The organism is Acinetobacter lactucae, from assembly GCF_013122135.1.
In the GTDB taxonomy this organism is placed as follows: domain Bacteria; phylum Pseudomonadota; class Gammaproteobacteria; order Pseudomonadales; family Moraxellaceae; genus Acinetobacter; species Acinetobacter lactucae.
The window spans coordinates 1480308-1504349 of the sequence record NZ_CP053391.1; the positions used below are offsets into that span (position 1 = coordinate 1480308).

24 protein-coding genes are annotated in these 24042 nt (G+C 37.6%); 11 read left to right on the top strand and 13 right to left on the bottom strand.

Going from position 1 to position 24042, the window contains the following annotated elements; translation table 11 throughout:
* The first annotated feature begins 76 nt into the window (after positions 1-76).
* Positions 77-1060, top strand: a complete 984-nt coding sequence (locus tag HLV59_RS06855; RefSeq protein WP_016145782.1) for an ion transporter — start codon at positions 77-79, stop codon at positions 1058-1060.
* Positions 1061-1085: 25 nt separating this feature from the next.
* On the opposite strand, the gene HLV59_RS06860 is transcribed toward HLV59_RS06855, so the two are convergent.
* On the bottom strand, positions 1086-2285 hold the full coding sequence (locus HLV59_RS06860; protein WP_171429612.1) for an MFS transporter: 1200 nt from the start codon (positions 2283-2285) through the stop codon (positions 1086-1088).
* 215 nt (positions 2286-2500) lie between these two features.
* On the opposite strand from HLV59_RS06860, the gene HLV59_RS06865 reads away from it, so the two are divergent.
* Entirely contained in the window at positions 2501-3298 is a 798-nt protein-coding gene (locus tag HLV59_RS06865; RefSeq protein ID WP_216606762.1) for a DUF4198 domain-containing protein, read from the top strand.
* A gap of 316 nt (positions 3299-3614) precedes the next feature.
* Positions 3615-4535, top strand: coding sequence for a LysR family transcriptional regulator (locus HLV59_RS06870; RefSeq protein WP_002122195.1), 921 nt, complete (start codon positions 3615-3617; stop codon positions 4533-4535).
* A 49-nt stretch (positions 4536-4584) separates the two neighbouring features.
* On the opposite strand, the gene HLV59_RS06875 is transcribed toward HLV59_RS06870, so the two are convergent.
* On the bottom strand, positions 4585-5037 hold the full coding sequence (locus HLV59_RS06875) for a DUF441 domain-containing protein (protein ID WP_002122149.1): 453 nt from the start codon (positions 5035-5037) through the stop codon (positions 4585-4587).
* 251 nt (positions 5038-5288) lie between these two features.
* Here HLV59_RS06875 and HLV59_RS06880 point away from each other — a divergent pair, with 251 nt between their 5' ends.
* Together HLV59_RS06880 and HLV59_RS06885 are read left to right on the top strand one after the other, a co-directional pair.
* On the top strand, positions 5289-5507 hold the full coding sequence (locus HLV59_RS06880; RefSeq protein ID WP_002122273.1) for a hypothetical protein: 219 nt from the start codon (positions 5289-5291) through the stop codon (positions 5505-5507).
* A gap of 102 nt (positions 5508-5609) precedes the next feature.
* Positions 5610-6314, top strand: coding sequence for a pseudouridine synthase (locus tag HLV59_RS06885; RefSeq protein ID WP_171429613.1), 705 nt, complete (start codon positions 5610-5612; stop codon positions 6312-6314).
* On the opposite strand, the gene HLV59_RS06890 is transcribed toward HLV59_RS06885, so the two are convergent.
* The 3 genes from HLV59_RS06890 to HLV59_RS06900 form a co-directional block, all read right to left on the bottom strand.
* Positions 6307-6750, bottom strand: coding sequence for a GNAT family N-acetyltransferase (locus HLV59_RS06890; RefSeq protein ID WP_002122286.1), 444 nt, complete (start codon positions 6748-6750; stop codon positions 6307-6309). The two genes, HLV59_RS06885 and HLV59_RS06890, sit on opposite strands and share 8 nt — an antisense overlap.
* Before the next feature lie 98 nt (positions 6751-6848).
* Complete coding sequence (locus HLV59_RS06895; protein WP_002122138.1) at positions 6849-7157, bottom strand: type II toxin-antitoxin system RelB/DinJ family antitoxin; 309 nt, start codon at positions 7155-7157, stop codon at positions 6849-6851.
* Positions 7158-7268: 111 nt separating this feature from the next.
* A complete protein-coding gene (locus HLV59_RS06900; protein ID WP_016145777.1) occupies positions 7269-8177 on the bottom strand; it encodes a pseudouridine synthase in 909 nt (302 codons plus the stop codon).
* A gap of 120 nt (positions 8178-8297) precedes the next feature.
* Between HLV59_RS06900 and tsaE the strand changes: the two genes are divergently transcribed.
* The 5 genes from tsaE to HLV59_RS06925 all read left to right on the top strand — a co-directional run bounded on the left by tsaE (position 8298) and on the right by HLV59_RS06925 (position 13271).
* A complete protein-coding gene (gene tsaE, locus HLV59_RS06905; protein ID WP_031945487.1) occupies positions 8298-8771 on the top strand; it encodes a tRNA (adenosine(37)-N6)-threonylcarbamoyltransferase complex ATPase subunit type 1 TsaE in 474 nt (157 codons plus the stop codon).
* Positions 8764-10713, top strand: coding sequence for a DNA mismatch repair endonuclease MutL (gene mutL / locus HLV59_RS06910; protein WP_171429614.1), 1950 nt, complete (start codon positions 8764-8766; stop codon positions 10711-10713). Before tsaE ends, mutL begins: the two co-directional genes overlap by 8 nt.
* 6 nt (positions 10714-10719) lie before the next feature.
* On the top strand, positions 10720-11664 hold the full coding sequence (gene miaA, locus HLV59_RS06915; protein ID WP_061874565.1) for a tRNA (adenosine(37)-N6)-dimethylallyltransferase MiaA: 945 nt from the start codon (positions 10720-10722) through the stop codon (positions 11662-11664).
* Positions 11665-11757: 93 nt separating this feature from the next.
* The gene (gene hfq / locus HLV59_RS06920) at positions 11758-12273 is read left to right on the top strand and encodes an RNA chaperone Hfq (protein ID WP_016145774.1); all 516 of its coding nucleotides are present in this window, start codon (positions 11758-11760) and stop codon (positions 12271-12273) included.
* A gap of 140 nt (positions 12274-12413) precedes the next feature.
* Positions 12414-13271, top strand: a complete 858-nt coding sequence (locus HLV59_RS06925) for a DMT family transporter (protein WP_171429615.1) — start codon at positions 12414-12416, stop codon at positions 13269-13271.
* Positions 13272-13310: 39 nt separating this feature from the next.
* Here HLV59_RS06925 and nfsB read toward each other — a convergent pair whose 3' ends face one another.
* From nfsB to HLV59_RS06940, 3 genes are all read right to left on the bottom strand, one after another.
* Positions 13311-13964: an oxygen-insensitive NAD(P)H nitroreductase gene (gene nfsB / locus HLV59_RS06930; RefSeq protein WP_016145772.1), complete on the bottom strand. Its 654-nt coding sequence runs from the start codon at positions 13962-13964 to the stop codon at positions 13311-13313.
* A 155-nt stretch (positions 13965-14119) separates the two neighbouring features.
* On the bottom strand, positions 14120-14839 hold the full coding sequence (locus HLV59_RS06935) for a UDP-2,3-diacylglucosamine diphosphatase (RefSeq protein ID WP_151747609.1): 720 nt from the start codon (positions 14837-14839) through the stop codon (positions 14120-14122).
* A 15-nt stretch (positions 14840-14854) separates the two neighbouring features.
* On the bottom strand, positions 14855-15364 hold the full coding sequence (locus HLV59_RS06940) for a peptidylprolyl isomerase (RefSeq protein ID WP_016145770.1): 510 nt from the start codon (positions 15362-15364) through the stop codon (positions 14855-14857).
* 167 nt (positions 15365-15531) lie between these two features.
* Here HLV59_RS06940 and HLV59_RS06945 point away from each other — a divergent pair, with 167 nt between their 5' ends.
* Positions 15532-17259: a glutamine--tRNA ligase/YqeY domain fusion protein gene (locus HLV59_RS06945; RefSeq protein WP_171429616.1), complete on the top strand. Its 1728-nt coding sequence runs from the start codon at positions 15532-15534 to the stop codon at positions 17257-17259.
* 429 nt (positions 17260-17688) lie between these two features.
* Here HLV59_RS06945 and HLV59_RS06950 read toward each other — a convergent pair whose 3' ends face one another.
* The 5 genes from HLV59_RS06950 to exaC form a co-directional block, all read right to left on the bottom strand.
* Positions 17689-18411: a glutamine amidotransferase gene (locus tag HLV59_RS06950; protein WP_057106355.1), complete on the bottom strand. Its 723-nt coding sequence runs from the start codon at positions 18409-18411 to the stop codon at positions 17689-17691.
* Positions 18412-18577: 166 nt separating this feature from the next.
* Entirely contained in the window at positions 18578-19393 is an 816-nt protein-coding gene (gene eutC / locus HLV59_RS06955; protein ID WP_163119027.1) for an ethanolamine ammonia-lyase subunit EutC, read from the bottom strand.
* A 10-nt stretch (positions 19394-19403) separates the two neighbouring features.
* Positions 19404-20789, bottom strand: coding sequence for an ethanolamine ammonia-lyase subunit EutB (locus HLV59_RS06960; protein ID WP_163119026.1), 1386 nt, complete (start codon positions 20787-20789; stop codon positions 19404-19406).
* A gap of 16 nt (positions 20790-20805) precedes the next feature.
* On the bottom strand, positions 20806-22242 hold the full coding sequence (eat, locus tag HLV59_RS06965; protein ID WP_163119025.1) for an ethanolamine permease: 1437 nt from the start codon (positions 22240-22242) through the stop codon (positions 20806-20808).
* A 221-nt stretch (positions 22243-22463) separates the two neighbouring features.
* A complete protein-coding gene (gene exaC / locus HLV59_RS06970) occupies positions 22464-23975 on the bottom strand; it encodes an acetaldehyde dehydrogenase ExaC (protein WP_171429617.1) in 1512 nt (503 codons plus the stop codon).
* Positions 23976-24042: the final 67 nt, after the last annotated feature.

Genomic DNA, 24042 nt, shown 5'->3' on the forward strand with positions numbered 1-24042 from the left:
AAAATTGTTAGAGACTATATTGGTGAATAGAGGCGATGAGCTTACTATATCTTCAATATCAAGTGGTCAGTGCAATATGCAAAATTCAGCTTGGAAAGGATTGCGTAAATTTTTTTATAATAATCTCCATAACCATGACTATGAAACTACGGTAAGTAAATGCATTAACTATTTTTTAGTTGTTTTAATTATTGGTAATGTCGCTGCGGTCTTATTGGAAACAGTAAATGATCTGTACACAAGTTATCGTATTTGGTTTGACTACTTTGAAAATATTTCAATCGCAATTTTTAGTATCGAATATTTATTAAGATTGTGGAGTATTGCTGATCGAGATACGACACAGCCCTCATGGAAAATCCGCTTGAATTGGATGAAAAGCGGTGAAGCTATAATTGATTTGATGGCAATTTTGCCAGCTTACCTGAATTTCTTTGTACGAATCGATCTTCGTATGCTTCGGATTTTGCGTTTACTTCGTTTATTAAAATTAACACGCTATTTTATCTCGCTACAAATACTGTTATGCGTGATTAAACGTGAGAAAGGATCTTTTCAAGCCGTTATCTTTATTTTAATTATCATGATTATTATGACTGCTTCCGGAATTTATGTGGTTGAAAACAAGGCTCAGCCAGAAGCTTTTAGTTCAATACCTAAATCTATGTGGTGGGCAGTGGTTACCTTAACTACAGTAGGCTATGGCGATGTCACTCCGGTAACTAGCCTAGGAAAGTTATTAGGGGCTCTTATTACTATTTTGGGTGTGGGTATTGCAGCATTGCCAGCTGGTATTTTGGCTTCTGGACTTGCAAATGAGCTTAATCAACGTAATCAGAGACTAGAGCAAGAGTTTCGTGAGTTACTTCAAGCACGAGGTATTGATATTCTACATGATGAAATTGAAATAGAGCGGGTACGCCAAAAAGTCGGATTGCCAAAAGAGCAGGCGCATAACCTGATTATTCAAATTATGCGTGAAAAAGTATTAGAGGAAGAGGAGTCGGTTCGAGAGAAAAAATGTTATTGCCCACACTGTGGTGGAAAGCTAACTGATTAGAAAAATAAGTTAGCCTCACTCTTGATTAAGCTTTTTTGCTAGCTTTTTCTACTGCAAATGCAATAAGTAAAATGATTAGACCACCGAGGCTTAAAACAAAACCTACCCAGATTGGTGCGATCCAACCCATTTGGTGACTGAGCACCCAACCTCCTAAAAATGCACCTAATGCATTGGCCATATTAAAGGCAGAGTGATTGAGTGAGGCAGCTAATGTTTGTGCATCACCAGCGACATCCATTAGACGAGTTTGTAATGCTCCGCCTAAACCCATTACCGTGAGACCAATTAAGAATAAAGAGGCAATAGCAGTATAAATATTATTCATTAAGAAGCTAGCAACCACAAAAGCGATCGCTGAACTAATTAATACACCTATAATCGTTTTGTTAAGGTTTTTATCTGCAAGCCATCCTGCTGCTAAACCACCAATAACCATACCAATACCCCAAATAGCCAAGGCGATAGGAACGATTTGGATATTAACTTGTGTGTATTCAGTCAAAATTGGTGAGACATAGCTATAAACTGAAAATATGCCTCCAAAACCGATGGCGCCTACCGCTAGTGTTAACCACATATTGATATTTTTAAGGCCAGCTAACTCAGTTTTTATACTGGCAGTAGCTTGAACTGGGATATTGGGTACAAAGAAGCCAACAGCAATTAAAGTGACGAAAGCAATAGTTGCTGAAAACTCAAAACCTGCTCTCCAACCAAAGTTTTGACCTAACCAAGTTGCTAGAGGAACACCAATCACAGTTGCAACAGTAAGTCCCATCATCATTTGAGCAACGGCAGAGGCTCTTCGCGAGGGACCTGCTAGTTCAGCGGCAACTAAGGCACCTACTCCAAAATATGCTCCGTGTGGTAAACCTGCAATGAAACGTGAAATTAAAACAGTTTCGGGAGTATGAGCTAAAGCAGTACAGGCATTCGCAACTCCATAAAAAAGCATTAAGCCGAGCAATAAAGTTTTTCTAGGTACTTTGGCTCCAAGAATAGCGATGATAGGAGCACCAATAACTACACCTAATGCATAGGCACTAATAAAATGGCCAGCTTCAGGTACTGTAATACTTAAATTATTTGCAATTTCCTGAATCAGGCCCATTGCGACAAATTCAGTGGTTCCAATACAAAAACCACCTACAGCGAGTGAGAAAATTGCTAAAAAGAGAGAATAGTGTTGAGGGGTAGATAGGGGAGATTGCGGGGACGCCATAATAATTTAAAGGAAGACACAAAAAAGAGAAGTATAAGGGAAAAGAGAACAGAATAATAAAAAACTAAAATATTGAGAAAATGATTACGTATTTCTTCTATTATAAAAATTAAATTCATTAATGATAATAAGAATTATTTTTATTTGTGTATACTGTATGCGCTTATATTTTGTCTGAAATTTTTTAACTTTACATACAACAGGATTTTGTAATAATGAATAGATTTCTAATGACGTCACTTGCATTGATATGTACAACTGGTTTTGCTCATGAACCTTATGTGGCACCTGTGGCTTATAAAACTGAACAAACTCAAGTGCCTGTAATTGCTGGTTATGCGGAAGAAGCATTAAATAGTGAATATGCTTTAAAGGATGCCAAACTTACTGTAATCACACCAAAAAAAGAGCTTAAAACCGTCAACTCAGACGCATTGCATAAGTCTGTAACTGTGTTTGATGTAGATCTACCTGAAGAAGGCACCTACATTGTTCAAACTCAAGCAAGTTATCCTTTAAAATATGTATATGACCAAAAAGCATGGCATCTATTTTTTGATATGCCAGCTGACAAAGCTCCACCTAAAGCAGAACGTGAATATTTGATTCCAGCTGATCTTAAAACAAAAACAATAAAAACAGAGCAAGTAACACGTGAGTGGATATTGCAGAGCTATCTTTCTAAAGGGAAAGTTTCAGATATTCAACTTCCAAATACACCGATTAAAGTTGATTTCTCTGTGCACCCAAACCAGATTAAAGTTGCTCAACCTGTTAAATTAACCATAACTGAAAAAGGACAACCTTTAGCTTATGCTGAAGTTAATTTAAGAGAAAAAGGTGCAACTGACAAACAAGTCCAGCAGTTTAAAGCAGAAAGCAATGGTCAGGTTGTGCTTAGCTTTCCAAAAGCTGGAGAGTATCTTGTAGAAGTAACAGCTCCTTTAAATTTAAAGGTAAAACCTAAAAATCAAAGCTATACGATTATTAGCTTAAATGTGTTAGCACAGTAATTATTACTTTTCATAAGAAATAGACCTAGATCGGGTCTATTTTTTGTTTTTATAAGATTCTTTTCATCTTCAATTAAGTGAGAATTACAATTACAAACTTTTCTAAAGCCTACATAATTGTATCTACCGCTCTAAATTAAAAAATCATTTGCCAGAATAATTTTGAAGAACATTTTATGTTGAGGAAAACTAATTAATTTTATGTTAAGATGAATCTTGTTCATTAATGAAGATTTATCTAGAGTTTTCCTATTTGTTGAAAGGCAAAGATCAGATTAAGACATTCATAGATAAATCTATTGTTCAGGCTTAGCCCATGTTAGAAATTCGTCACCTTAAAACCTTAGTTGCCTTACGTGAACACGGTTCATTAGTTTCAGCAGCTAACGACCTTTGTTTAACACCATCTGCTATTTCTCATCAATTGAAAGAATTAGACCATTGGTATGGGGTAGAGGTAGTTAACCGTCGAAGCAGACCTGTTAGTTTTTCTAATGTTGGACAGCGCTTATTAAAGTTAGCCGATGATGTCTTGCCACAAATTCAGATTACACATAGTGATATCACACGTATTGTGCATGGACAGACAGGTAGAATTATTTTTTCATCGGAATGCCATAGTTGCTTTGATTGGTTAATGCCTTTATTAAATCAGTATCGTCAGCAATACCCAGATGTCGATTTAGACTTTGCTTCGGGTTTTGAAGCTAATCCACATGAACTCTTACAAAATGCGGAATTTGATTTACTGATTACAGCCGACCCAATTGCATTAAAAGGAATTGAGTATTTTCCGATTTTTGAATATGAATCACGTTTAGTCTTATCAAACACCCATCCTTTGGTGCGGGCTGAAAATATTACAGTTCAAGAGTTGGCCGAAGAAGTTTTAATTACTTATCCAGTTGATAAGCATCGTTTAGATATTATGTCTAAACTTTTCATTCCTGCGAATATTCAGCCTAAGCAAATACGAACAACAGATTTAACCCAAATGCTTATTCAACTTGTTGCAAGTGGACGAGGTATTGCTGCTTTACCTGATTGGGTAGTGAATGAGTATGAACAAAAGGGATGGGTCACAAGTCGTCGTTTAGATTGTGTTTCTCCTACAGGTTTAAGACGAACTTTATATGCAGGTTATCGAACTGAAGAAAAAGAGAAAAGTTATTTTGAAGGATTTTTAAAGCAGTTAGAAAAGTTCTCTTTAAAACGAAACGCCTATTATTCTGGTTAAAACAAATAATTTAGCCTAAGTATTAAAAAAGGTGCTTAATCGCACCTTTTTATTTACCAATAAATAAAGAGAGTAAGCCTGCTGCAATCAGAGGACCGACTGGTACACCACGGAGTAAAGCAACACCAGCAACCGTACCAATAAGTAAGCCTGCAACCACATCAGGTTGGCTCGACATTAGTTTTACTCCGCGACCACCCAACCATGCGACTAATAGGCCGATTGCGATAGCCATAAGCGATTTAACACTAATAAAGGACTTTAAAATACTCTCACCGCTGAGCTTGCCACTTGCAATAGGGGTCAGTACGCCAATGGTTAAAATAAGAATTCCTAAATTAAGACCATGAGCTTGAATATAAGGGAAAAACTCATTTAATGGCGTAATTTTAACGACAATCAGCACACCTGCTGCAATAGTTACAGCCGCATTTTGACTTAATAAGCCGCAGACAAGCAGAACGAGTAGAACAACTAAATTAACATCAAATTGGGCGAGCATGGCGAGCTGAGAGAAATGTAAAATAAATGGAATTGTATAATATTTAAGTGTTGGAATGTGAAAGCTTTAAAAGATATAGCTGATTTTCAGCACTTCTTAGTTAAAAATTGATTGTATATCTCTCAATGATAAGGAATTTTAATTTCTATTTACGCTTGGAAACAATGTTATATAAATTAACAAGTTAAAAAATTTAGTTTTTTAAAATTGTGATATAAAAATAGTCATTACTCATGAGAGCAGGATATTTTATGGACATTATAGATATCAAGATCAAAGATCAGTTTGATAAGATTCATGATGCAAAAGCACAACTAAAGAAAAATTTAGTGGAACATGAAAATGAATCTTTAAAACTAAGCCAACGTATTGAGCATATTATTGTTGATAATGAAATTATTTTGCCTACTACCGAATTATTATTTGAAAGCGAACAGAACGAAAATATTTATCGTGTCGTTGAGGAGTAAGGGTGCGAGTTAGTTCGAGTAGATGAAAACAGTGGCGAGTAGTATTTAGAAAAAAATGGAAATTACGTTAAAATAACAGCTTAGTTCTAATGAGAAAACTTCATGCTGCTGGAAAAAATTTTACAATCACAAGGGTTTGGTTCACGTAAATATTGTCAGCAGTTAATAAAAAATGGATCTGTAAGTATTGATGGAGAGGTTGTAAGTGATCTTAAAAAGCAATTCTCTGCAGAAAATTTAGAATTTTCCCTTTTTGGGGAAACTTATCAATATCGAGAAAAAGTTTACCTTGCTTTAAGAAAACCAAAAGGTTTTGAATGTTCACATCAGCCTCACCATCATCAAAGCGTATTTAGTCTTTTACCGGAAATCCTGATTCAACGTGGCGTGCAAGCCATTGGTCGTCTAGATCAAGATACCACAGGCTTACTTTTACTGACTGATGATGGTAAATATCTTCAAGCTTTAACTCATCCGCGTAAACATGTTCCAAAGGTTTATCATGTTACGACTACAGATCCAGTTACACCTGAGCAAATTGAAATGCTGAGCCAAGGTGTGAGCTTACATCAAGAAAAAGGTGTTTTTGCAGCAACGGATGTAGAGATATTAGAAACTCATCAATTAACCATGACGATTCATCAGGGTGTTTATCATCAAGTAAAAAGAATGATTGCAGCTGTAGGAAACAAAGTAGAAGCATTACATCGTCATCAAGTAGGGCAATTGGTTTTACCTGAACTTGAAGATGGAGAATGGGTTTATTTATCTGAACAACAAAAACAGCTTGCTCAAAATATTATTTAAGAAAACAATGGAAGGTTTGGAACTCACTATCTCGAATAAATCCCATTTGTTCATATAAGCGATGAGATTCATGGTTGTTGCTTTGAGTTTCCAAACTAATCCGTAAAGCATTCTCTTGTTTTGCAAATAAGATTGCTGTATCGATTAACTGTTTAGCAGAACCTTGACGCCGGAAAACGGGCGTAACATAGACATCATCTAAAATATAGTAAGTTGAACAAGCAACTGAAGAAAAACCTAAATAGAGTAAAATGAAACCCGTAATTTTATCGTCTTTAATATGAATGAAGAACACACTTTCTCTATTTTCAAAACGTTGTTTAAGGAAGTGAAGTGATTCATTAAAATTAGAAGAGGCCCCATAAAATTGGCGGTATTCATCAAATAAAACGGCGAGTTGCTCTAAATCTTCAAAAGTCGCTCGTCTAACGATCATTTGGCACTCCTTGTAACTTATCATTATGTTTTTACAAAGAGAGCATAACGAAAAAAAAAGCTTTTTGACGTTAAAACTTGTTTATAAATGCAACAGTGTTAAGTTTTGTCGCTTTCGCCAAGAAGTGCATTCAGTTCTTCAAATAAATCTTCATGGTCATCATCTTCAGCTAATGTTGATGAATTTTGGTTCAATGAAGATGCTTTTGCTTTTCTCAGCTTTAATAATTGTTCCATATTAATATTCTGATTTTCGATCGCAAAAGGAATCGATTTAGTGAGTACGACCTGTTTAAAAAAAAGTCGTACTGCTTGAGCAGGGGTAATTCCAAGTTGTTTAAAAACAGCAAAAGCCTGTTTTTTTTCTTGGGAGTCAAGTCGAACCTGATAAACTTCTGTTTTTCGCATGAATAACAAAACCAAATGATTTTTAATTTTTAGGAATTCATTTTAAACCATCGCAATGTAATTTCAATGTTTTTTGGCATAAAAAATAATCTTTTTGTCATTACGGTTACATTACAATGTCAATTCAGACTCGGAATTAAAAGACATTCCCTGTTTTGTTAAGGGATCTATAAATGAAATATGCTTAGCTAGCAGCTGTAATGGTTCCGAGAAATCATCTTCAGCCTTGTGTTGAACTACAGGATAAAATGGATCATTTTTAATCGGAATGTCTAAGTAATTAAGATGCACGCGAAGTTGGTGCTGTTTCCCTGTTGTAGGGGTTAAGCGATATTTTGCCCACATCTGATTGTGTTCGATCAGCTCAATATAAGTCTCGGTATTTGTTTTTGCATTTTCTATAACCTGCATGGTGTAAAAAGGATTACCTTTATCTAAATGTAAATGTAAGGTTTGAGGAAAATTTAAATCTTTTTTATAAGGTGCAACAGCGTGATAAATTTTATTAACTTGGCGCTCTGCGAATAATTGTTGGTAAATGCCGCGCGATTCAACTCGCTTGCAAAATAAAACAACGCCAGCAGTTTCACGATCTAGGCGATGGATAGGAGTTAAAAATTCATTGCCTGTTTGTTTTTTTAGACGAACTAAAAGCGTTTCTTGAACATATTGTCCAGTCGGGCTAATCGTTAAAAAATGGGGTTTATCGACCACCAGTAAATCATCATTTTCGAATAAAATTTGATGTTCAAAAGGAACATGCGGTTCATAGGTAAGAAAGCGATAATAAAAAATATGGGTGTTGCTTACATATGGACTAGTTAAAGTTAATTTATCCCCATTTGCTGCATATATAAGACCGTCTTGAAATCTCTGTTTCCACTCATCTGTTTTAATATGTGCAAAGTGGCCACATAGATACTCATAAATCGTTTGAGTATCTTTTTGCGGAGGAAGATAGACTTGACTCGCACTTACTCCATCAATCATGGGTGGCAAAAAATCGTTTGGACTAGACATAAGAAAGTATGAATATTTAAGAAAATTGATATAAAAAAAGCCAACTTCTAGGGCTTAAGTAGGCTTTTAAGGCAGGGCAATGTTATCATATCGATTATTTCGAATCATGTTATGTGTGCTATGTCGTATTCATTGAAATTGGTCTTAAATCATGAAGAAGATACTGAGCGTTTAGCTCAAGCTTTGGCGCAGCATGTTCAGTCGGGTGTAATTTATTTAATTGGGGACTTAGGTGCGGGTAAAACCACACTTACGCGCTATTTCTTACAGGCTTTAGGCCACAAAGGCTCTGTTAAAAGTCCAACTTATACACTCGTTGAGCCATATAAAATTAATGATAAAGAAATTTTTCATTTTGACTTGTATCGCTTGAATGATCCGTACGAACTTGAATTAATGGGAATCCGTGACTATTTAGATATCACAGATGCATTATTTTTATTTGAATGGCCGTCTAAAGGTGGTGATGAAATTCCACAAGCGGATATCATCATTGACATTCAAAAGTCAGACGATGAGTTGAGCAGGTTCGTAACTTTAACATTACCAACAGAAAATTTGTACCAGACTTTGCAGGAACAGCTTCATGACTGATGAAAAGCTAACACAACGTCGTATCCATACATTAGACGCAGCGTTAGCGAACCAGATTGCAGCGGGTGAGGTGATTGAGCGACCTTCTTCTGTGGTCAAAGAATTATTAGAAAACTCTATCGATGCCGGTGCAACTGAGCTGATTGTGCGGATTGCTCAAGGTGGTTCGACCCTAATAGAAATTATTGATAACGGGCATGGTATTCATCCGGATGATTTGGCACTTGCTGTCATGCGTCATGCTACAAGTAAGATTAAAACCGCTGAAGATTTACATGCGATTGTGAGTTTGGGTTTTCGTGGGGAAGCTCTAGCTTCGATTGCTGCTGTCTCAAGATTGACTTTGACCAGTAGCCAAGATGAAAGTGGTATCGGCCATCAAGTTGAAGTAAACGGTACAGCATTTGATCATCAAGAGGTACAAGCTGTTGCAGCGCAAAAGGGTACCCATATTCGAGTTCAAGACTTATTTTTTAATGTTCCTGCTCGCCGTAAATTCTTAAAAAAACCAACTACAGAATTTGGTCATATTGAAGAGATTGTTCGTCGTTTGGCTCTAACGCATTTCGATATACGTTTTGTGCTTGAACATAATGATAATATAAGAATTAATTTACCTATAGCGGATAGCGGAGAGCTACGTTTTCAGCGAGTTCAGCAATTATTAGGCTCGCAATTCGTACAAAATGCATATTGGATTGATGCTGAAAGTATTAGTATGCGTTTATCAGGTTGGCTTGGTCATCCTTCAGATGCACGTGCACAGGCTGATATGCAATATGTCTATGTAAATGGTCGTATTGTCAAAGATAAAACGATTTCGCATGCGCTACGCATGGCCTATGACGGTATTTTACATGGTCATCAGCATTCATCTTATTTACTTTTCTTAGAAGTTGATCCTGAAAATATTGATGTCAATGTCCATCCGACTAAACATGAAATTCGCTTTTTAAATCAAAGAGAAGTACATGAGTTTGTAAGACATTATGCAAAAGAAACTCTCGCACAATTTCAGACAGCGAGTGCTGATCTAGCTCAAGCGATGAAAGCGGATGAAAGCTCAGATTATTCAGTACAACCTCAGCCCAAATATCAAGAACAATTTTCGTTGCACCGCGCAAATGAAACTTTAAATTCAAACAGTGAAGCACAAACTCAGCATGCACCGACAGAATTATTAACTGATTTTAACGCTAGTCGTCCGCAAGCTGTTCACTATGCAGATCAAACACCCAAATATAATGGTTCTGCTCAATTAAATAATGCTTTAAAAACTTATTTAGCGCCTCTGCGTGACCAGCCTGCTAGTTTTTCAGTAAATGAAGATGTTGAGCCAGTTGCTAAAGTAGATGAATTTCCATTAGGGATCGCAATAGCTCAACTTCATGGAATTTATATTTTAGCGCAGAATACCGAAGGGCTTATTATTGTTGATATGCATGCGGCACATGAACGTATTTTATTACAGCAAATGAAAAATGCTTGGGAGAGACCGGAATTTTGGACATCTCAGCAGTTACTTATACCTAAAGTCATCTCTATTAGTCGTATGCAAGCCGTTAGGGTCGAAGAGCTAAAACCTCAGCTTGAGCGCTTAGGTTTGGAAATTGACTTATATGGTGATGAGCAAGTTATTGTTCGCGGCGTGCCAGCCATTTTACAAAAAGCTGATTTTGAAAATCTCATTCCAGAGCTTTTAAATGATTTAGATCCAAATGATGAAGCACAAGGATTACTTCAAAAAAGAGATGAATTACTCGCTGGAATGGCATGTCATGGGGCAGTGCGTGCACATCGGCAACTCAGCCTTTCAGAAATGAATGCTTTACTTCGTCAAATGGAACAAACCGAATTTGCGAGCCAATGTAACCATGGGCGTCCAACTTGGCGTGCATTCCCATTATCTCAATTAGATAAATTATTTGCTCGAGGAGAGTAGTTTTACATGTCAAATCAATTGCCCGTCATCAATTTAATGGGACCAACTGCGAGCGGGAAAACCGCTTTGGCATGTGAATTATATGAGCGTGGAAATTTTGAGCTAATTTCTGTTGATTCTGCACTTGTCTATAAAGATATGGATATCGGCACGGCTAAACCAACGCGTGAAGAGCAAGCACTCTATCCTCATCAGCTCATTGATATTATTACTCCTCTGGAAGTCTATTCTGCTGCTCAGTTTGTTGAAGATGCATGTAAATTGATTGATGAGATGCATTCACGTGGGAAAACTCCTATTTTAGTGGGAGGAACCATGTTGTACTTTAAAGCATTATTGGAGGGGCTGTCTGGTAATTTACCCAGTGCTGATGCTGAAGTTCGGGCCGCAATTGAAGAAAAAGCCCTAAATGAAGGATGGCAAGCAGTTTATGATGAGTTGGTTTCTGTAGACCCAGCCGCAGCTATAAAGTTTAATGTGACTGATAAGCAACGGATTATTCGGGCTTTAGAAGTTTATAAAATTACGGGCCAACCAATTACTAAATTACAGGCAGAACAACCAAAAAACGTACCATATCGATACATATTTCATAACTATGCTTTGCTTCCAGATCGAGTAGAATTACATCAACGCATTGAGCAAAGATTAAGCAAAATGTGGGATATCGGTTTTTTGAGTGAAGTTGAAGCTCTAATTGAAAAATACGATTTAGATGAAAATTTGCCCTCAATGCGTTCGGTGGGTTATCGACAAGCACTAGAATTTCTATTAAAAAGTGACTTAAGTCTCAAAAGTAAACGTGAAATGGAGGATAAAGCTTTATTTGCAACACGACAACTTGCCAAACGTCAATATACGTGGTTACGTTCTTTGCAAGAAATACACGATTTTAAAACTTACTTGACGATAAAGCAGGCGAAAGAAGACTTGCGAAACTCTTATGGATAAAGCAAAATTTGCACACTGTCTTTTTATAATTTTTAGTTGAAAAATAAAGATAGTTTTTTTGCGCTGATTTAAAAATTTTTTTTGGAGTTAAAAATGTCTAAAGGTCAAACTTTACAAGATCCGTTCTTAAATTCTCTCCGTAAAGAACGTATCCCTGTTTCTATTTTCCTTGTGAACGGTATTAAATTACAGGGTCATATTGAATCTTTTGACCAATATGTTGTTTTATTAAAAAATACTGTAAGTCAAATGGTTTACAAACACGCAATTTCAACTGTTGTTCCAGCACGTAACCCACGTCCAGCAGGCGCTCAAGGTACAGGCTTCCCAGCACAAGGCGGCACTCAAGGCGGTTTTGGTGGTCAAGGTAGCGGCTTTGGCGGCGGTCAAGGCGGTGGCTTCGGTGGTGCTCAAGGCGGCTTCGGTGGCGCTCAAGGCGGCTTCGGTGGTCAAGGCGGCTTCGGTGGTCAAGGTGGCGGCTTCGGTGGTCAAGGTGGCTTCGGTGGTCAAGGCGGCTTCGGTGGTCAAGGCGGTTTCGGCGGTCATCAAGGTGGTTTTGACAACGACACTAAATTTGAAGATGGACAAGACGACGAAAATAATCGTTAATTGAAATCTCAAAAAGAAACCAGTCAGATAATGGCTGGTTTTTTTATGTGTATTTAAAAGTTAATTCTAAATATTTAATTGGCTGTGGATATGATTTGACCATGGTGACTAATATATTTAAATAATTAGGGCTTTAACAAATGATATTGATATTAGCTGCTGCTTTAAGCAGTGTCTTGGTGTCTATCCTATTAAAAACTTTAAAGAGAAAAGGTTATCAACCGCTACAAATGATTGCATGGAACTATGCAAGCGCAAGTCTGCTTTGTTTTTTATGGTTTCAGCCTGATATTCAACATGTTTCAATACAACATACACCTTGGTGGCTAATTATTGCATTGGGCGTAATTTTACCTAGTATTTTTTTATGCCTTGCCAAATCATTGGAATATGCAGGTATTGTTAAGACGGAACTTGCCCAAAGACTTTCGGTTGTTCTTTCTTTGCTTGCAGCATATTTCTTTTTTCATGAGCAATTTAATGCATTAAAACTGTGGGGAATAGGTCTAGGAATTTTTGCAGTCTTACTTGTCTTATTTGGACAAATAAATTCTTTCTCAAATAACCAATCTCGAAAAGCGATCTTTGCTCTGTTAAGTGTATGGTGTGGTTATGCAGCAGTAGACATTCTTTTAAAATATACAAGTAGTTTAGGACTTCAGTTTACTCTTACTTTAAATCTTATTTTTATTACTGCTTTTATATTGTCGATTTCATATTTATTACTACAAAAGACTCAAAAGTGGCAGTTTAAAAGTACGATAGCTGGGCTAGTATTAGGCTCACTTAATTTTTTGAATATTGCTTTATATGTAAAGGCTCATATTCTTTTAAAAGATTCACCTGCAATTGTTTTTGCAAGCATGAATATTCTTGTGGTGTTATTAGGAATTCTAAGCGGAGTGATTTTATATAAAGAAAAATTAAAATGGCCTACTATTTGGGGGATTCTTTTAGGAATAAGTGGGGTAGTTTGTTTAGGTAGCGCAATGGCTTGATAGTTCAAGAGAGGCGAGTCTCTTGAACTATAGAGATTTTTATAAATATGTGAAAATCACTTCATCTGGCAGGCGTGATTTAGGAAGCTTAGCATTAAAGTCATTTTCACTGCGATAGCCTAGAGAAACAATCACAGAGCTTCGTAAGCCTTTTTCTGTTAAACCGAGCTCGGCATTTAAAATTTCCTCATCAAAACCACCCATCGGAGTCGCATCAATACCCTCTAAACCGGCAGCAAACAGTAACTGTCCTAAAGCAATGAATGTTTGGTTTTCCATCCATCCAAATAAATTTTTCTGCTCATTTCGATAGAATTCAACATAGCCATGGCGAGTATCTTTTTGGCCTAGTTTAGCTTTTTCATCTTTAAAACGGCCACTTAAATCATCTTGTTCAAGTAGTTGATTTAAATATTCAGAGGAAATATCTGTTTTTGTGCAGAATACAATTGTATGTGATGACTCAAGCACTTTGGGTGCATTGTAAGCATATTTCCCTGTTAATGCTTTTGCGATTCGTTCTTTCGCTGCAAGATTGTCTGCAACTACGAAATGCCAAGGCTGAATATTTACTGAAGAAGGAGTAAAACGTAAAATTTCTAATAATTTATTAAGTTTGTCTTGAGGAATTTTCTTATCTGGATCATAGGCTTTTGTTGTGTAGCGGCTTTTAACTGTATTTAATAAATCCATTCTGTACTCCATATCAATCTTATTGCAATTGAGAGAATTTAATCGTTTGAATCATACGCTATTTTATTCAAAGATATTTGCTCTTTAATTTGATAAAAATTTATAGCAGTAATGTCGCAATTAAATAATATTTTTTATAAATATATACTTCTAAATTAGTATTTCCATTCAATTAACTTTAGCTGCGGTGCATGATCAGTAGGATCAATTTCCAAAATCTGAGCTTGATGCTCTCGCCAATCGCCAAGGACGATACGCTGTTTATGTTGTAATTGATGAATTGAAGGGCGATGAGTATGCCCATGAATAAGTTTGTCTACATCTGTTAAAGCAGAGAGTACAGCTTGTTCATTTACATCCATAATTTCATAGCTTTTTTGCTGTTTATCAGCGGAGCTTCTTTTACGAAAACCATTCACCAGTTTGGTACGAAAACTCAGTGGTGTACGGCGTAAAAGAGCAACTAAGATCGGGTTTCGAATAATTTTTTTAAATCTTTGATAAGAAATATCATCTGTACATAAGGCATCACCGTGTTCTAGGCGGTACTGATGTCCAGCAATGTTGAGATAATAAATGTCGGGTAGTAATACACCGTTAAATTTATTGAGGAAAACCTGATTCAAAGCAAAATCACGGTTGCCCACTTGAAAGTAAACCCGATTTCCTTTTTTGTTGAAGTCTTTTAATGCTTCAACAATTTCATCGAGCCATGGTGCTGAGTAATCATCACCAATCCAAGCGTTAAACCAGTCACCTAAAATATAGAGCTGTGTTTGTTTATCTTGATAATGCACCAATAAATCTAAAAACCCTCGAACGAGTCGAGGGTGTTCAGGTGACAAGTGTAGATCTGAAATAAACAGATAAGTCACAGCTTATTCCTAAAATTATTCAGAAATAATTTTAGCAGATTCGATTACAACGTTTTCTAAAGGAACGTCAGCGTGGTAACCACGGTTGCCAGTACGAACACCTTTGATCGCATCAACAACATCCATACCTTCAACAACTTTACCAAATACGGCATAACCCCAACCTTGAGCAGTTTTAGAGGTATGGTTTAAGAAAGAGTTGTTTTTTACGTTAATGAAGAACTGTGCAGAAGCAGAGTGAGGTGCTTGAGTACGTGCCATAGCAATCGTACCAACATCATTGCTTAAACCGTTGTCAGCTTCGTTTTCGATAGAATCACGAGTCGCTTTTTCTTTGAAGTTTTCGTCCATCCCGCCACCTTGGATCATGAAACCATCAATGACACGGTGGAAAATAACGCCGTCATAAAAACCGTCACGTACATATTCTAAAAAGTTTGCTACTGTTTTTGGTGCTTTTTCAGTATTTAGTTCAAGAACAATACGACCTTTATTGGTGTTTAATTCGACTTGAGGAAAACTCATTACATTAATCTCCTAAACATGGGCTTATGACCATGGGTTTTTGGTTGAGAGAAGCATAAGCAAACTGTAAACTACAAGGCAAGTAAAAAACGTTAAAATCTTTGTGAAAAATGAAGATAGCGTTTAAATTTTTCGAAATTTATCTACAAAGAAGTGATTGATACACTATGAAGCCTAATGATGTTGTCTCGAGCCTGCCAAATAACCCGACACCGAATACTCATGCCTCTGTCGATTCTGCGCAGCAAGAACAACAGGCTGGCTTAGATTTTGTTCGCCAAGTCATTACTGATGATTTGGCTACAGGACGTGCAAAGCAGATCGTAACGCGTTTTCCACCAGAACCAAATGGCTATTTACATATTGGCCATGTAAAAGCAATTTGCTTGAACTTTGGTGTGGCTGAAGAGTTTGATGGTTTGTGTAATTTGCGTTTTGACGATACAAATCCTGATGCTGAAGAACAAGAGTATGTTGATGGTATTGCGAATGATGTGAAATGGCTTGGTTTTAACTGGAATGGTGAACCACGCTATGCATCAGGTTATTTTGATCAATTATATGCATGGGCAGTTCAACTTATTGAACAAGGTGATGCATATGTAGATTTGCAATCTCCAGAAGAAATTAAGTTAAACCGCGGTAGTTTTGTTGAGCCAGGTAAAAACTCTCCATACCGTGATGCATCTATTGAAGAGAATCTTACTCGCTTTGAAAAAATGCGTAGTGGTGAGTTTAAAGAGGGTGAAGCAGTTTTACGTGCCAAGATCGATATGGCAAGTACAAATGTACATATGCGTGATCCGATTTTATATCGCGTATTGCATTCAGAGCATCACCAAACCGGCGATAAATGGAAAATCTACCCGATGTATGACTATGCTCATCCATTGTCTGATGCCATTGAAGGGATTACCCATTCGCTTTGTACATTAGAATTCCAAGATCACCGTCCGTTTTATGACTGGATTGTAGAAAAAGTAAAATCTAAAGCTGTTCCACATCAGTATGAATCTTCACGTTTAAACGTGGACTACACCATTACATCAAAACGTAAATTACGTAAATTGGTGGAAGGTGGCTATGTAAATGGTTGGGATGACCCACGTATGCCGACTGTGGTAGGAATGCGCCGCCGTGGTTTTACTCCTGAAGGTTTACGTGATTTCTGTAAGCGTGTAGGCGTGTCAAAAACTGATGGTATTGTAGATGTTGCAATGCTTGAGTTCTGTATTCGTCAATCTTTAGAAAATACTGCTGCGCGTGGTATGGCTGTTTTAAGCCCACTTAAAGTGACTTTAACCAATTTACCAGAAGATATGGATCTGACACATGCTCGCCATCCTAATGTAGATATGGGTGATCGTGTGATTCCTTTAACCAAGGAAATCTATATTGACCGTAAAGACTTTGAAGAAGTACCGCCAAAAGGCTTTAAACGTTTAGTTCCTGATGGTGAAGTGCGTTTACGTCATGCTTACGTCATTAAATGTGATGAAGTCATTAAAGATGCAAATGGTGAAGTGATTGAGCTGAAATGTTCAATTGACCCTGAAACTTTAGGTAAGAATCCTGAAGGTCGTAAAGTTAAAGGTGTGATTCACTGGGTATCTGCAACTAAAGGTATTCCTGCTGAAGTACGTATTTATGATCGATTATTTACAGAAGCTGACCCTGAAACTGGTGATGACTACTTGGCAAATCTTAATCCTGAATCATTAAAAATCGTACAAGCTGTCATTGAGCCAGCTTTAGCACAAGCAACTCCTGAAGATCGTTTCCAATTTGAGCGCGAAGGCTATTTTGTCGCTGATCAATATGATCATTCACCAGAGAAACCAGTTTTCAACCGTATTCTTGACTTAAAAGACAGCTTCAAACCTGAGAAAAAGTAAGAGATTGATTATCTCTTACTTTTTCGCAAGACGAACAACATGTTGTGAGTAAACAACAGAAATAAAAAAGCCCAACTTTCAGTTGGGCTTTTTTATTTAGATGTCTTCTCATATTTTCTTTTTCTTTATGATTAATATCCTTGGCAAATTAGCTTAGGCTGGATTAATCACATAAAAATAAAGAACCAAGATTATAAGGAGAATACATGAAAGCAATAAATAAGTATTGACCGTATTAAAGCTTTTAATAAATTTCCAGATATCCATAGTAAATCAACGTATATTTTGTGTTACAAATTAATAATACACTGAAAATTTTATTAAATGTTTGTTAAAGCCGAATATCGTATTCCCTTTGTTTGAAAAATAAGCAAATAATAATACCAAATGGTAAAATTTAGTATTTGCACGCATTAGAATTTTTATAGTTTAACCACTATAACCAATTCTTTTTAAAAATTTTTGAATAACCTCAAATGCAGCATGTTCGAGTGCTTGGGCATATTGTAAGTTTTGTTCACGAAGTTTCGGAATTGAAATATTGGCATTACGAAGTTCGCATGTATGGCCAATTAACCATTTCTCAAAATTTTCTTCTGTCGTTTCAATATGAAACTGCAATGCGAGAATATTATTTCCAACTTCAAATGCTTGATTGGTATAAATCTCTGAGCTAGCTAATAACACAGCATTTTCGGGAAGGTCGAAAGTATCGCCATGCCAATGTAAAACATGTACATTATTAAGCAAAGGAGATAACACCTGATTGGCACGTAAACTTAAGCTTAGTGGACCCCAGCCAATTTCTTTTTGATGTCCTGCATATACTTTTGCACCAAGCGCATGAGCAATAAGCTGTGCACCCAAACAAATACCAAGTGTAGGTTTATCTGCTGCTAAACGTTGTTTAAGTAGAGCAATTTCATCTTTTAAAAATGGATAATCTTCAGTTTCATAAACCCCGATTGGGCCACCTAAAATAATAGTTAATCCATCGTGTGAGAAAGCAGGAGTTAAATCATCTACGCCTGCTTCAAAATAACGCACGCGAAATCCATGTTGATAAAACACATCTTCTAATGAACCTAAGTCTTCGAAAGCAAGATGCTGAATGGCATAAATAGTTTTAGGGAAGGCGTTTGTTGTGTTCATACAAATGATTCATAGAAGATCAATAGTTGGAGTATAGCGATAAATATAAAGAAGAAAATATCTGTATAAATCGTCAATACCTGAAAATTGATATTTTTCGTTAAGATAATAGTGTTATGCAAAGGTTTATCTATTTTTCAATAAATCTCTTTGCATATTCCACTGCTTAAAATAATAGCTTTTGAGTTTGTTCAATGCCTATATCTGAAAGTTGATGTTCATCTTTTAAATTAACTCCTGAAAAACCAAGTTGTTTTGATTTTTTCATTAATGCCATTAAACGTTGTGCCGCAACTGGAATACTTAAACCTGCTGAGCGAACATTTGAAATACAGTTGCGCTTAGCATCGAGGCAACCCGAATATGCATTCCATGTGTAGTAAATTCCCATACTATCCGGAGAGCTTAAACCAGGGCGCTCACCAATGAGCATAACAAGCATAGATGCTTTAAAGATTTCTGCGACTTCATCACCCAAAGCAACTCGGCTACCTGTGGCAAGTACAATTGGTGCGAGGTTCCAGTTTTCTTGCTGAATTTGTTCATTTAGCTCTGTAATGAATGGGATAGCATTCGCTTCAATCGCTCTTGCAGAGAGACCGTCACCTACAACAATACAAACGTCGTATAGCTTCGGATTTTCTGCATATTTCTTACTTAAGGCACCTTTTGATGGGGTTGAAAGCTGGCGCCCCAAATCTGGACGTTTGAGGTAAATTTCCTTATTAGGAGCATTGCTTTGAACATGAAGACTTTGCAACTGCCTTTGTGCTAATTGCTCTGATAAATAGAAAACATCCAGAGTTTGATAAACCGCATCTTTTGCTTGGGCATGCGACAACTGGAACTCAAGTAAAGCACGTGTTGGGATGCTACAACCAGCGCGTCCTAATGCAATGCGAGCATCAGTAAATTGTTTAAGTTTTTCCCACTGATCTTGATGCGTGCTTGATGGGTATTTAATATCACGATTAAGTTTCATGGTGTTCTCCCTAATTCATCAGCAGACGAGAGAATTGATCCGGCATGTGGTCTGCCCAGCAAATTTGAGAGTTTTGTTGTTTGAAAATACCTTGTTGTTCAAGCCAAGCAGAAAACTCAGGAGCGGGTTTTAAACCTAAAAGTTGTCTTAAATAGAGAGCATCATGGAATGAAGTCGTTTGATAGTTGAGCATGACATCGTCTGAACCCGGAATTCCCATAATAAAGTTAATGCCCGCGGCGCCAAATAAAGTGAGGAGAACATCCATATCATTCTGGTCTGCATCGGCATGGTTGGTGTAACAAATATCGCAGCCCATTGGCACGCCAAGTAACTTACCGCAGAAGTGATCTTCTAGTCCTGCACGTATAATTTGTTTACCGTTAAAAAGGTACTCAGGGCCAATAAAACCAACGACTGTATTTACTAAAAGTGGGTTATATTTTCGGGCTACAGCATAGGCACGAGTTTCTAAGGTTTGTTGGTCCACGCCGTGATGAGCATTACTTGATAGGGCACTCCCTTGACCCGTTTCAAAGTACATAACATTTTGTCCAAGAGTTCCGCGCTTAAGTGCGAGCGTGGCTTCATATCCTTCTTGTAGTAAGTCGAGTGAAATTCCAAAGCCTTCATTGGCTAGCTGCGTACCCGCAATCGATTGAAACATTAAATCAATTGGCACATTTTTTTCAGCGAGTTGAATGCCTGAGCTGATATGCGTGAGTACACAAGATTGCGTCGGAATTTGATATTCCTGAATGACATGATCAAGTAATTTTAGTAGCTCTGACAAATTATGCAGGTTATCCGTCGCTGGGTTAATGCCAATCACGGCATCGCCGTTGCCATACATCAAACCGTCTAAAATACTGGCAGAAATACCAAGTACATCGTCGGTAGGATGGTTCGGTTGTAAACGGGTAGAAAGATGACCTTTTAAACCAATGGTGTTGCGAAATTGGGTAATTACTTCGCATTTACTGGCGACATATATTAAATCTTGATTGCGCATAATTTTGCTAACGGCAGCCACCATTTCTGGAGTTAAACCTGATGCTAATACTTTTAAGGTTTGGGCATTGGCTTCTTCTCCCAGTAACCAATTTCGGAAATCACCTACTGTAAAGTGTGAAATAGGGGCAAAGGCTGCCAGATCATGTTCATCAATAATCAGTTGTGTAATTTCATCGGTTTCATAATCGACCACAACTTCGTTTAAAAAGGTTTTAAGCGGTACATCGGCCAAAGTCATTTGTGCCGCAACATGTTCGGTTGCATCTCTGGCCGCTACACCTGCTAATTCATCGCCTGAACGTAACGGTGTTGCTTTTGCCATCAAGGTCTTCAAGTCAGCAAAGTGATATTGTTGATTGGCGATAATATTGCGATAACTCATAGTTGCTTCCTTTTATTTATAGTTCTTGTTCTGCGGCTTTAATATTTGCAAACTCTTCTTCTGGTGTACCTTTAACTAAATGATAGCGGCTATAGAATAAAAAGTAAGCAATAAATACGATATAAATGGCGGCAGCAATAAACCAAACTTTAGGATTAACAACAAAGCCCGCAACTACAGCAGCGACTGCTAGGACTAAGGCAATACTTGAAGTGAAAATTCCTCCGGGAGTTTTATAAGGACGAGGCATGTCGGGTTTAGATAGGCGTAGTTTGATGTGGGATAAAAGAATCAACACATAAGAAATGGTTGCACCAAAAACCGCAATTAAAATCAGTGAATCGCCTTCTTTGGTCAGTGAAAGTAAGAACCCAATAATGCCCGGAATAATAATTGCCAAATAAGGCGCTTTATTTTTATTAGTTAAAGAGAGTGAAGTTGGTAAATAGCCAGCACGAGAGAGTGCAAAGATTTGACGTGAATAGGCATAGATAATTGAAAAGAAACTTGCGATTAAACCTGCTAAACCGACAAAGTTAACAAAAGTCGCAAGCCAAGTGTTGGTACCATAAACTTTAACCAGAGCATCGACGAGAGGAGCGCCTGAGTTTTGTAAAGTACTTGCACCTGCTGCGCCCGCACCTAAGAATAAAATGAGCATGGCAAACGCCGTTAATATAAGCATTGCTCCGATTAAACCTCGTGGGAGAGATTTGGCTGGATTTTTTGCTTCTTCGGCGGCTAATGGAACACCTTCAACTGCGAGGAAAAACCAGATTGCAAAAGGAACAGCGGCCCAGATGCCTAAATAGCCATGAGGTAGAAAACGACTTGCGCCAGCTGCTGTTCCAACAGGAATATCTAACAAATTTTGCGTATTAAAATGTGGAATCATTGCGACAATAAACACAACCAGAGCAACTGCTGCGACAAGTGTAATCGCAAACATAATTTTTAAGGCTTCTCCAGCACCTTTAAGATGTATGCCCATAAAAATGGCGTAGCAGGCGAGATAAATCATCCAGCCATTAATGCCAAATAGAGATTCACAATAACCGCCAATAAATACAGCAATTGCCGCAGGTGCAATTGCGTATTCAATTAAAATGGCTGTGCCTGTTAAATAGCCCCCAAAAGGACCAAAAGCAGCACGTGCAAAACTATAACCGCCACCTGCTGTTGGCATCATGGTGGACATTTCTGACATAGAAAGACACAGGCACAGATACATGATTGCAGCGAGAGCAGTGGCAATAAACATACCACCCCAACCACCTTGAGCAATACCAAAGTTCCAACCGGCAAAATCACCCGATATTACATAAGCTACGCCTAAACCAATTAGGAGTAACCAACCAACCGTACCTTGTTTAAGTTGACGCTGAGCAAAATATTCTGCTGATGAGATTTCTGTATCTGAAGAAATGACGGAAGCTGTTTCTGGTTGATTCATACAATACTCCTGCGAGTTGGTTTGTATTTATCAATGCAAAAGCAGTGCCTAAATGAAAAACTTTAGTTAATAGATGGCACTTTTTTATTCCAAATAGTAAGAACTTAAGAATTAACAATATAAAATAAAGAAGCCAGCAATCTAAATTACTGGCTTCTTATATGATTAGTCATCTTACTTCTTGCTGGTGTTGATAGTGTGGCATCAACTTGGTGCGAAACTTAGAAGAAGCCCATTGGTTTAGTTGAATAACTCACCAACAAGTTTTTAGTTTGTTGATAATGATCTAGCATCATCTTATGGTTTTCGCGCCCAATACCAGACTTCTTGTAACCACCAAATGCAGCATGTGCAGGGTAGATGTTGTAGCAGTTTGTCCAAACACGGCCCGCTTCAATAGCACGACCAGCACGATAAGAAATATGAGCTGAACGTGACCAAACGCCTGCACCTAAGCCGTACATGGTGTCATTGGCAATTTTAATTGCATCATCAAAGTCTTTAAATGTTGTCACAGCAAGTACAGGTCCAAAAATTTCTTCTTGGAAAACTTGCATACTGTTGTGACCTTTAAAAATAGTCGGATCAACATAATAACCATCGCCTACTTCTTTACGGCCGCTACCACCAAGCAAGAGTTCTGCACCTTCTTCACGACCAGTATTAATACAACGTAAGATTTTCTCTTGTTGTTGTAGAGATGCTTGAGCACCAATCATGGTTTCAGTATCAAGTGGATGACCAGTTTTAATACGCTTTACACGTTCGACAGCCATCTCCAAGAACTGATCAGCAATGCTTTCTTGTACTAAAGCACGAGAAGGGCAAGTACATACTTCACCTTGGTTTAAAGCAAACATCGCAAAACCTTCAAGTGTTTTTTCTAAGAAGTCATCTTCTTTATCCATTATGTCTTCAAAGAAAAGATTTGGTGACTTACCGCCAAGCTCTAAGGTGACTGGAATAATATTTTCAGTCGCATATTGCATCACCATTTGTCCAGTTTGAGTTGACCCTGTAAACGCAATTTTGGCAATACGTGGATTTGTTGCTAACGGGCGGCCAACTTCTGCACCAAAACCATTGACGATATTCAGGACACCCGGCGGTAAAATGTCTTGGATCAGTTCAGCAACTAGCAAAATACCCACTGGAGTTTGCTCAGCTGGTTTAATTACCACACAGTTACCAGCTGCTAAAGCAGGTGCCAGTTTCCATGCTGCCATCAAAATTGGGAAATTCCATGGAATGATTTGACCAACCACACCGAGTGGTTCATGGAAATGGTAGGCGATGGTATCTTCATCAATTTCAGAGATGCCACCTTCTTGAGCCCGAATACATCCAGCGAAATAACGGAAATGGTCAATCGCAAGTGGAAGGTCTGCTGCTAAAGTTTCACGGACTGCTTTACCGTTATCCCAAGTTTCTGCAACAGCAAGCATTTCAAGATTTGCTTCTAAACGATCAGCAATTTTTAAAAGTATATTTGAGCGTACCATTGGAGAGGCTTTATTCCATGTTGCTTTCGCTTTGTGCGCTGCATCTAGCGCGAGTTCGATATCTTCGGCACTAGAGCGGGGAATACGTGTGAAAGCTTTTCCATCAACAGGAGATACATTGTCAAAATATGCACCCTTTAAAGGTGCAACCCATTCACCGCCAATAAAATTTTCGTATTGTGATTTAAATTGAACTTTTGAGCCTGGTTGATTTGGATCGATATAGCGCATATAAATATTCCTTTGCTTTTTAGGACTAAAGACTAACAAGAACCCTGTCAGTAGGTACTTTCGTACT

Excerpts from the sequence above, each read along its gene's own strand:
- HLV59_RS06855 (WP_016145782.1), top strand. The coding sequence starts at position 77 with ATGCAAAATTCAGCTTGGAAAGGATTGCGTAAATTTTTTTATAATAAT.
- HLV59_RS06875 (WP_002122149.1), bottom strand. The coding sequence starts at position 5,037 with ATGCTCGCCCAATTTGATGTTAATTTAGTTGTTCTACTCGTTCTGCTT.
- HLV59_RS06900 (WP_016145777.1), bottom strand. The coding sequence starts at position 8,177 with ATGTCTAGTCCAAACGATTTTTTGCCACCCATGATTGATGGAGTAAGT.
- HLV59_RS06865 (WP_216606762.1), top strand. The coding sequence starts at position 2,501 with ATGAATAGATTTCTAATGACGTCACTTGCATTGATATGTACAACTGGT.
- HLV59_RS06940 (WP_016145770.1), bottom strand. The coding sequence starts at position 15,364 with ATGAGTTTTCCTCAAGTCGAATTAAACACCAATAAAGGTCGTATTGTT.
- HLV59_RS06945 (WP_171429616.1), top strand. The coding sequence starts at position 15,532 with ATGAAGCCTAATGATGTTGTCTCGAGCCTGCCAAATAACCCGACACCG.
- HLV59_RS06885 (WP_171429613.1), top strand. The coding sequence starts at position 5,610 with ATGCTGCTGGAAAAAATTTTACAATCACAAGGGTTTGGTTCACGTAAA.
- eat (WP_163119025.1), bottom strand. The coding sequence starts at position 22,242 with ATGAATCAACCAGAAACAGCTTCCGTCATTTCTTCAGATACAGAAATC.
- HLV59_RS06925 (WP_171429615.1), top strand. The coding sequence starts at position 12,414 with ATGATATTGATATTAGCTGCTGCTTTAAGCAGTGTCTTGGTGTCTATC.
- nfsB (WP_016145772.1), bottom strand. The coding sequence starts at position 13,964 with ATGGATTTATTAAATACAGTTAAAAGCCGCTACACAACAAAAGCCTAT.
- miaA (WP_061874565.1), top strand. The coding sequence starts at position 10,720 with ATGTCAAATCAATTGCCCGTCATCAATTTAATGGGACCAACTGCGAGC.
- HLV59_RS06880 (WP_002122273.1), top strand. The coding sequence starts at position 5,289 with ATGGACATTATAGATATCAAGATCAAAGATCAGTTTGATAAGATTCAT.
- HLV59_RS06950 (WP_057106355.1), bottom strand. The coding sequence starts at position 18,411 with ATGAACACAACAAACGCCTTCCCTAAAACTATTTATGCCATTCAGCAT.
- HLV59_RS06890 (WP_002122286.1), bottom strand. The coding sequence starts at position 6,750 with ATGATCGTTAGACGAGCGACTTTTGAAGATTTAGAGCAACTCGCCGTT.
- mutL (WP_171429614.1), top strand. The coding sequence starts at position 8,764 with ATGACTGATGAAAAGCTAACACAACGTCGTATCCATACATTAGACGCA.
- HLV59_RS06860 (WP_171429612.1), bottom strand. The coding sequence starts at position 2,285 with ATGGCGTCCCCGCAATCTCCCCTATCTACCCCTCAACACTATTCTCTC.
- tsaE (WP_031945487.1), top strand. The coding sequence starts at position 8,298 with ATGTCGTATTCATTGAAATTGGTCTTAAATCATGAAGAAGATACTGAG.
- HLV59_RS06870 (WP_002122195.1), top strand. The coding sequence starts at position 3,615 with ATGTTAGAAATTCGTCACCTTAAAACCTTAGTTGCCTTACGTGAACAC.
- HLV59_RS06960 (WP_163119026.1), bottom strand. The coding sequence starts at position 20,789 with ATGAGTTATCGCAATATTATCGCCAATCAACAATATCACTTTGCTGAC.
- hfq (WP_016145774.1), top strand. The coding sequence starts at position 11,758 with ATGTCTAAAGGTCAAACTTTACAAGATCCGTTCTTAAATTCTCTCCGT.
- eutC (WP_163119027.1), bottom strand. The coding sequence starts at position 19,393 with ATGAAACTTAATCGTGATATTAAATACCCATCAAGCACGCATCAAGAT.
- HLV59_RS06895 (WP_002122138.1), bottom strand. The coding sequence starts at position 7,157 with ATGCGAAAAACAGAAGTTTATCAGGTTCGACTTGACTCCCAAGAAAAA.
- exaC (WP_171429617.1), bottom strand. The coding sequence starts at position 23,975 with ATGCGCTATATCGATCCAAATCAACCAGGCTCAAAAGTTCAATTTAAA.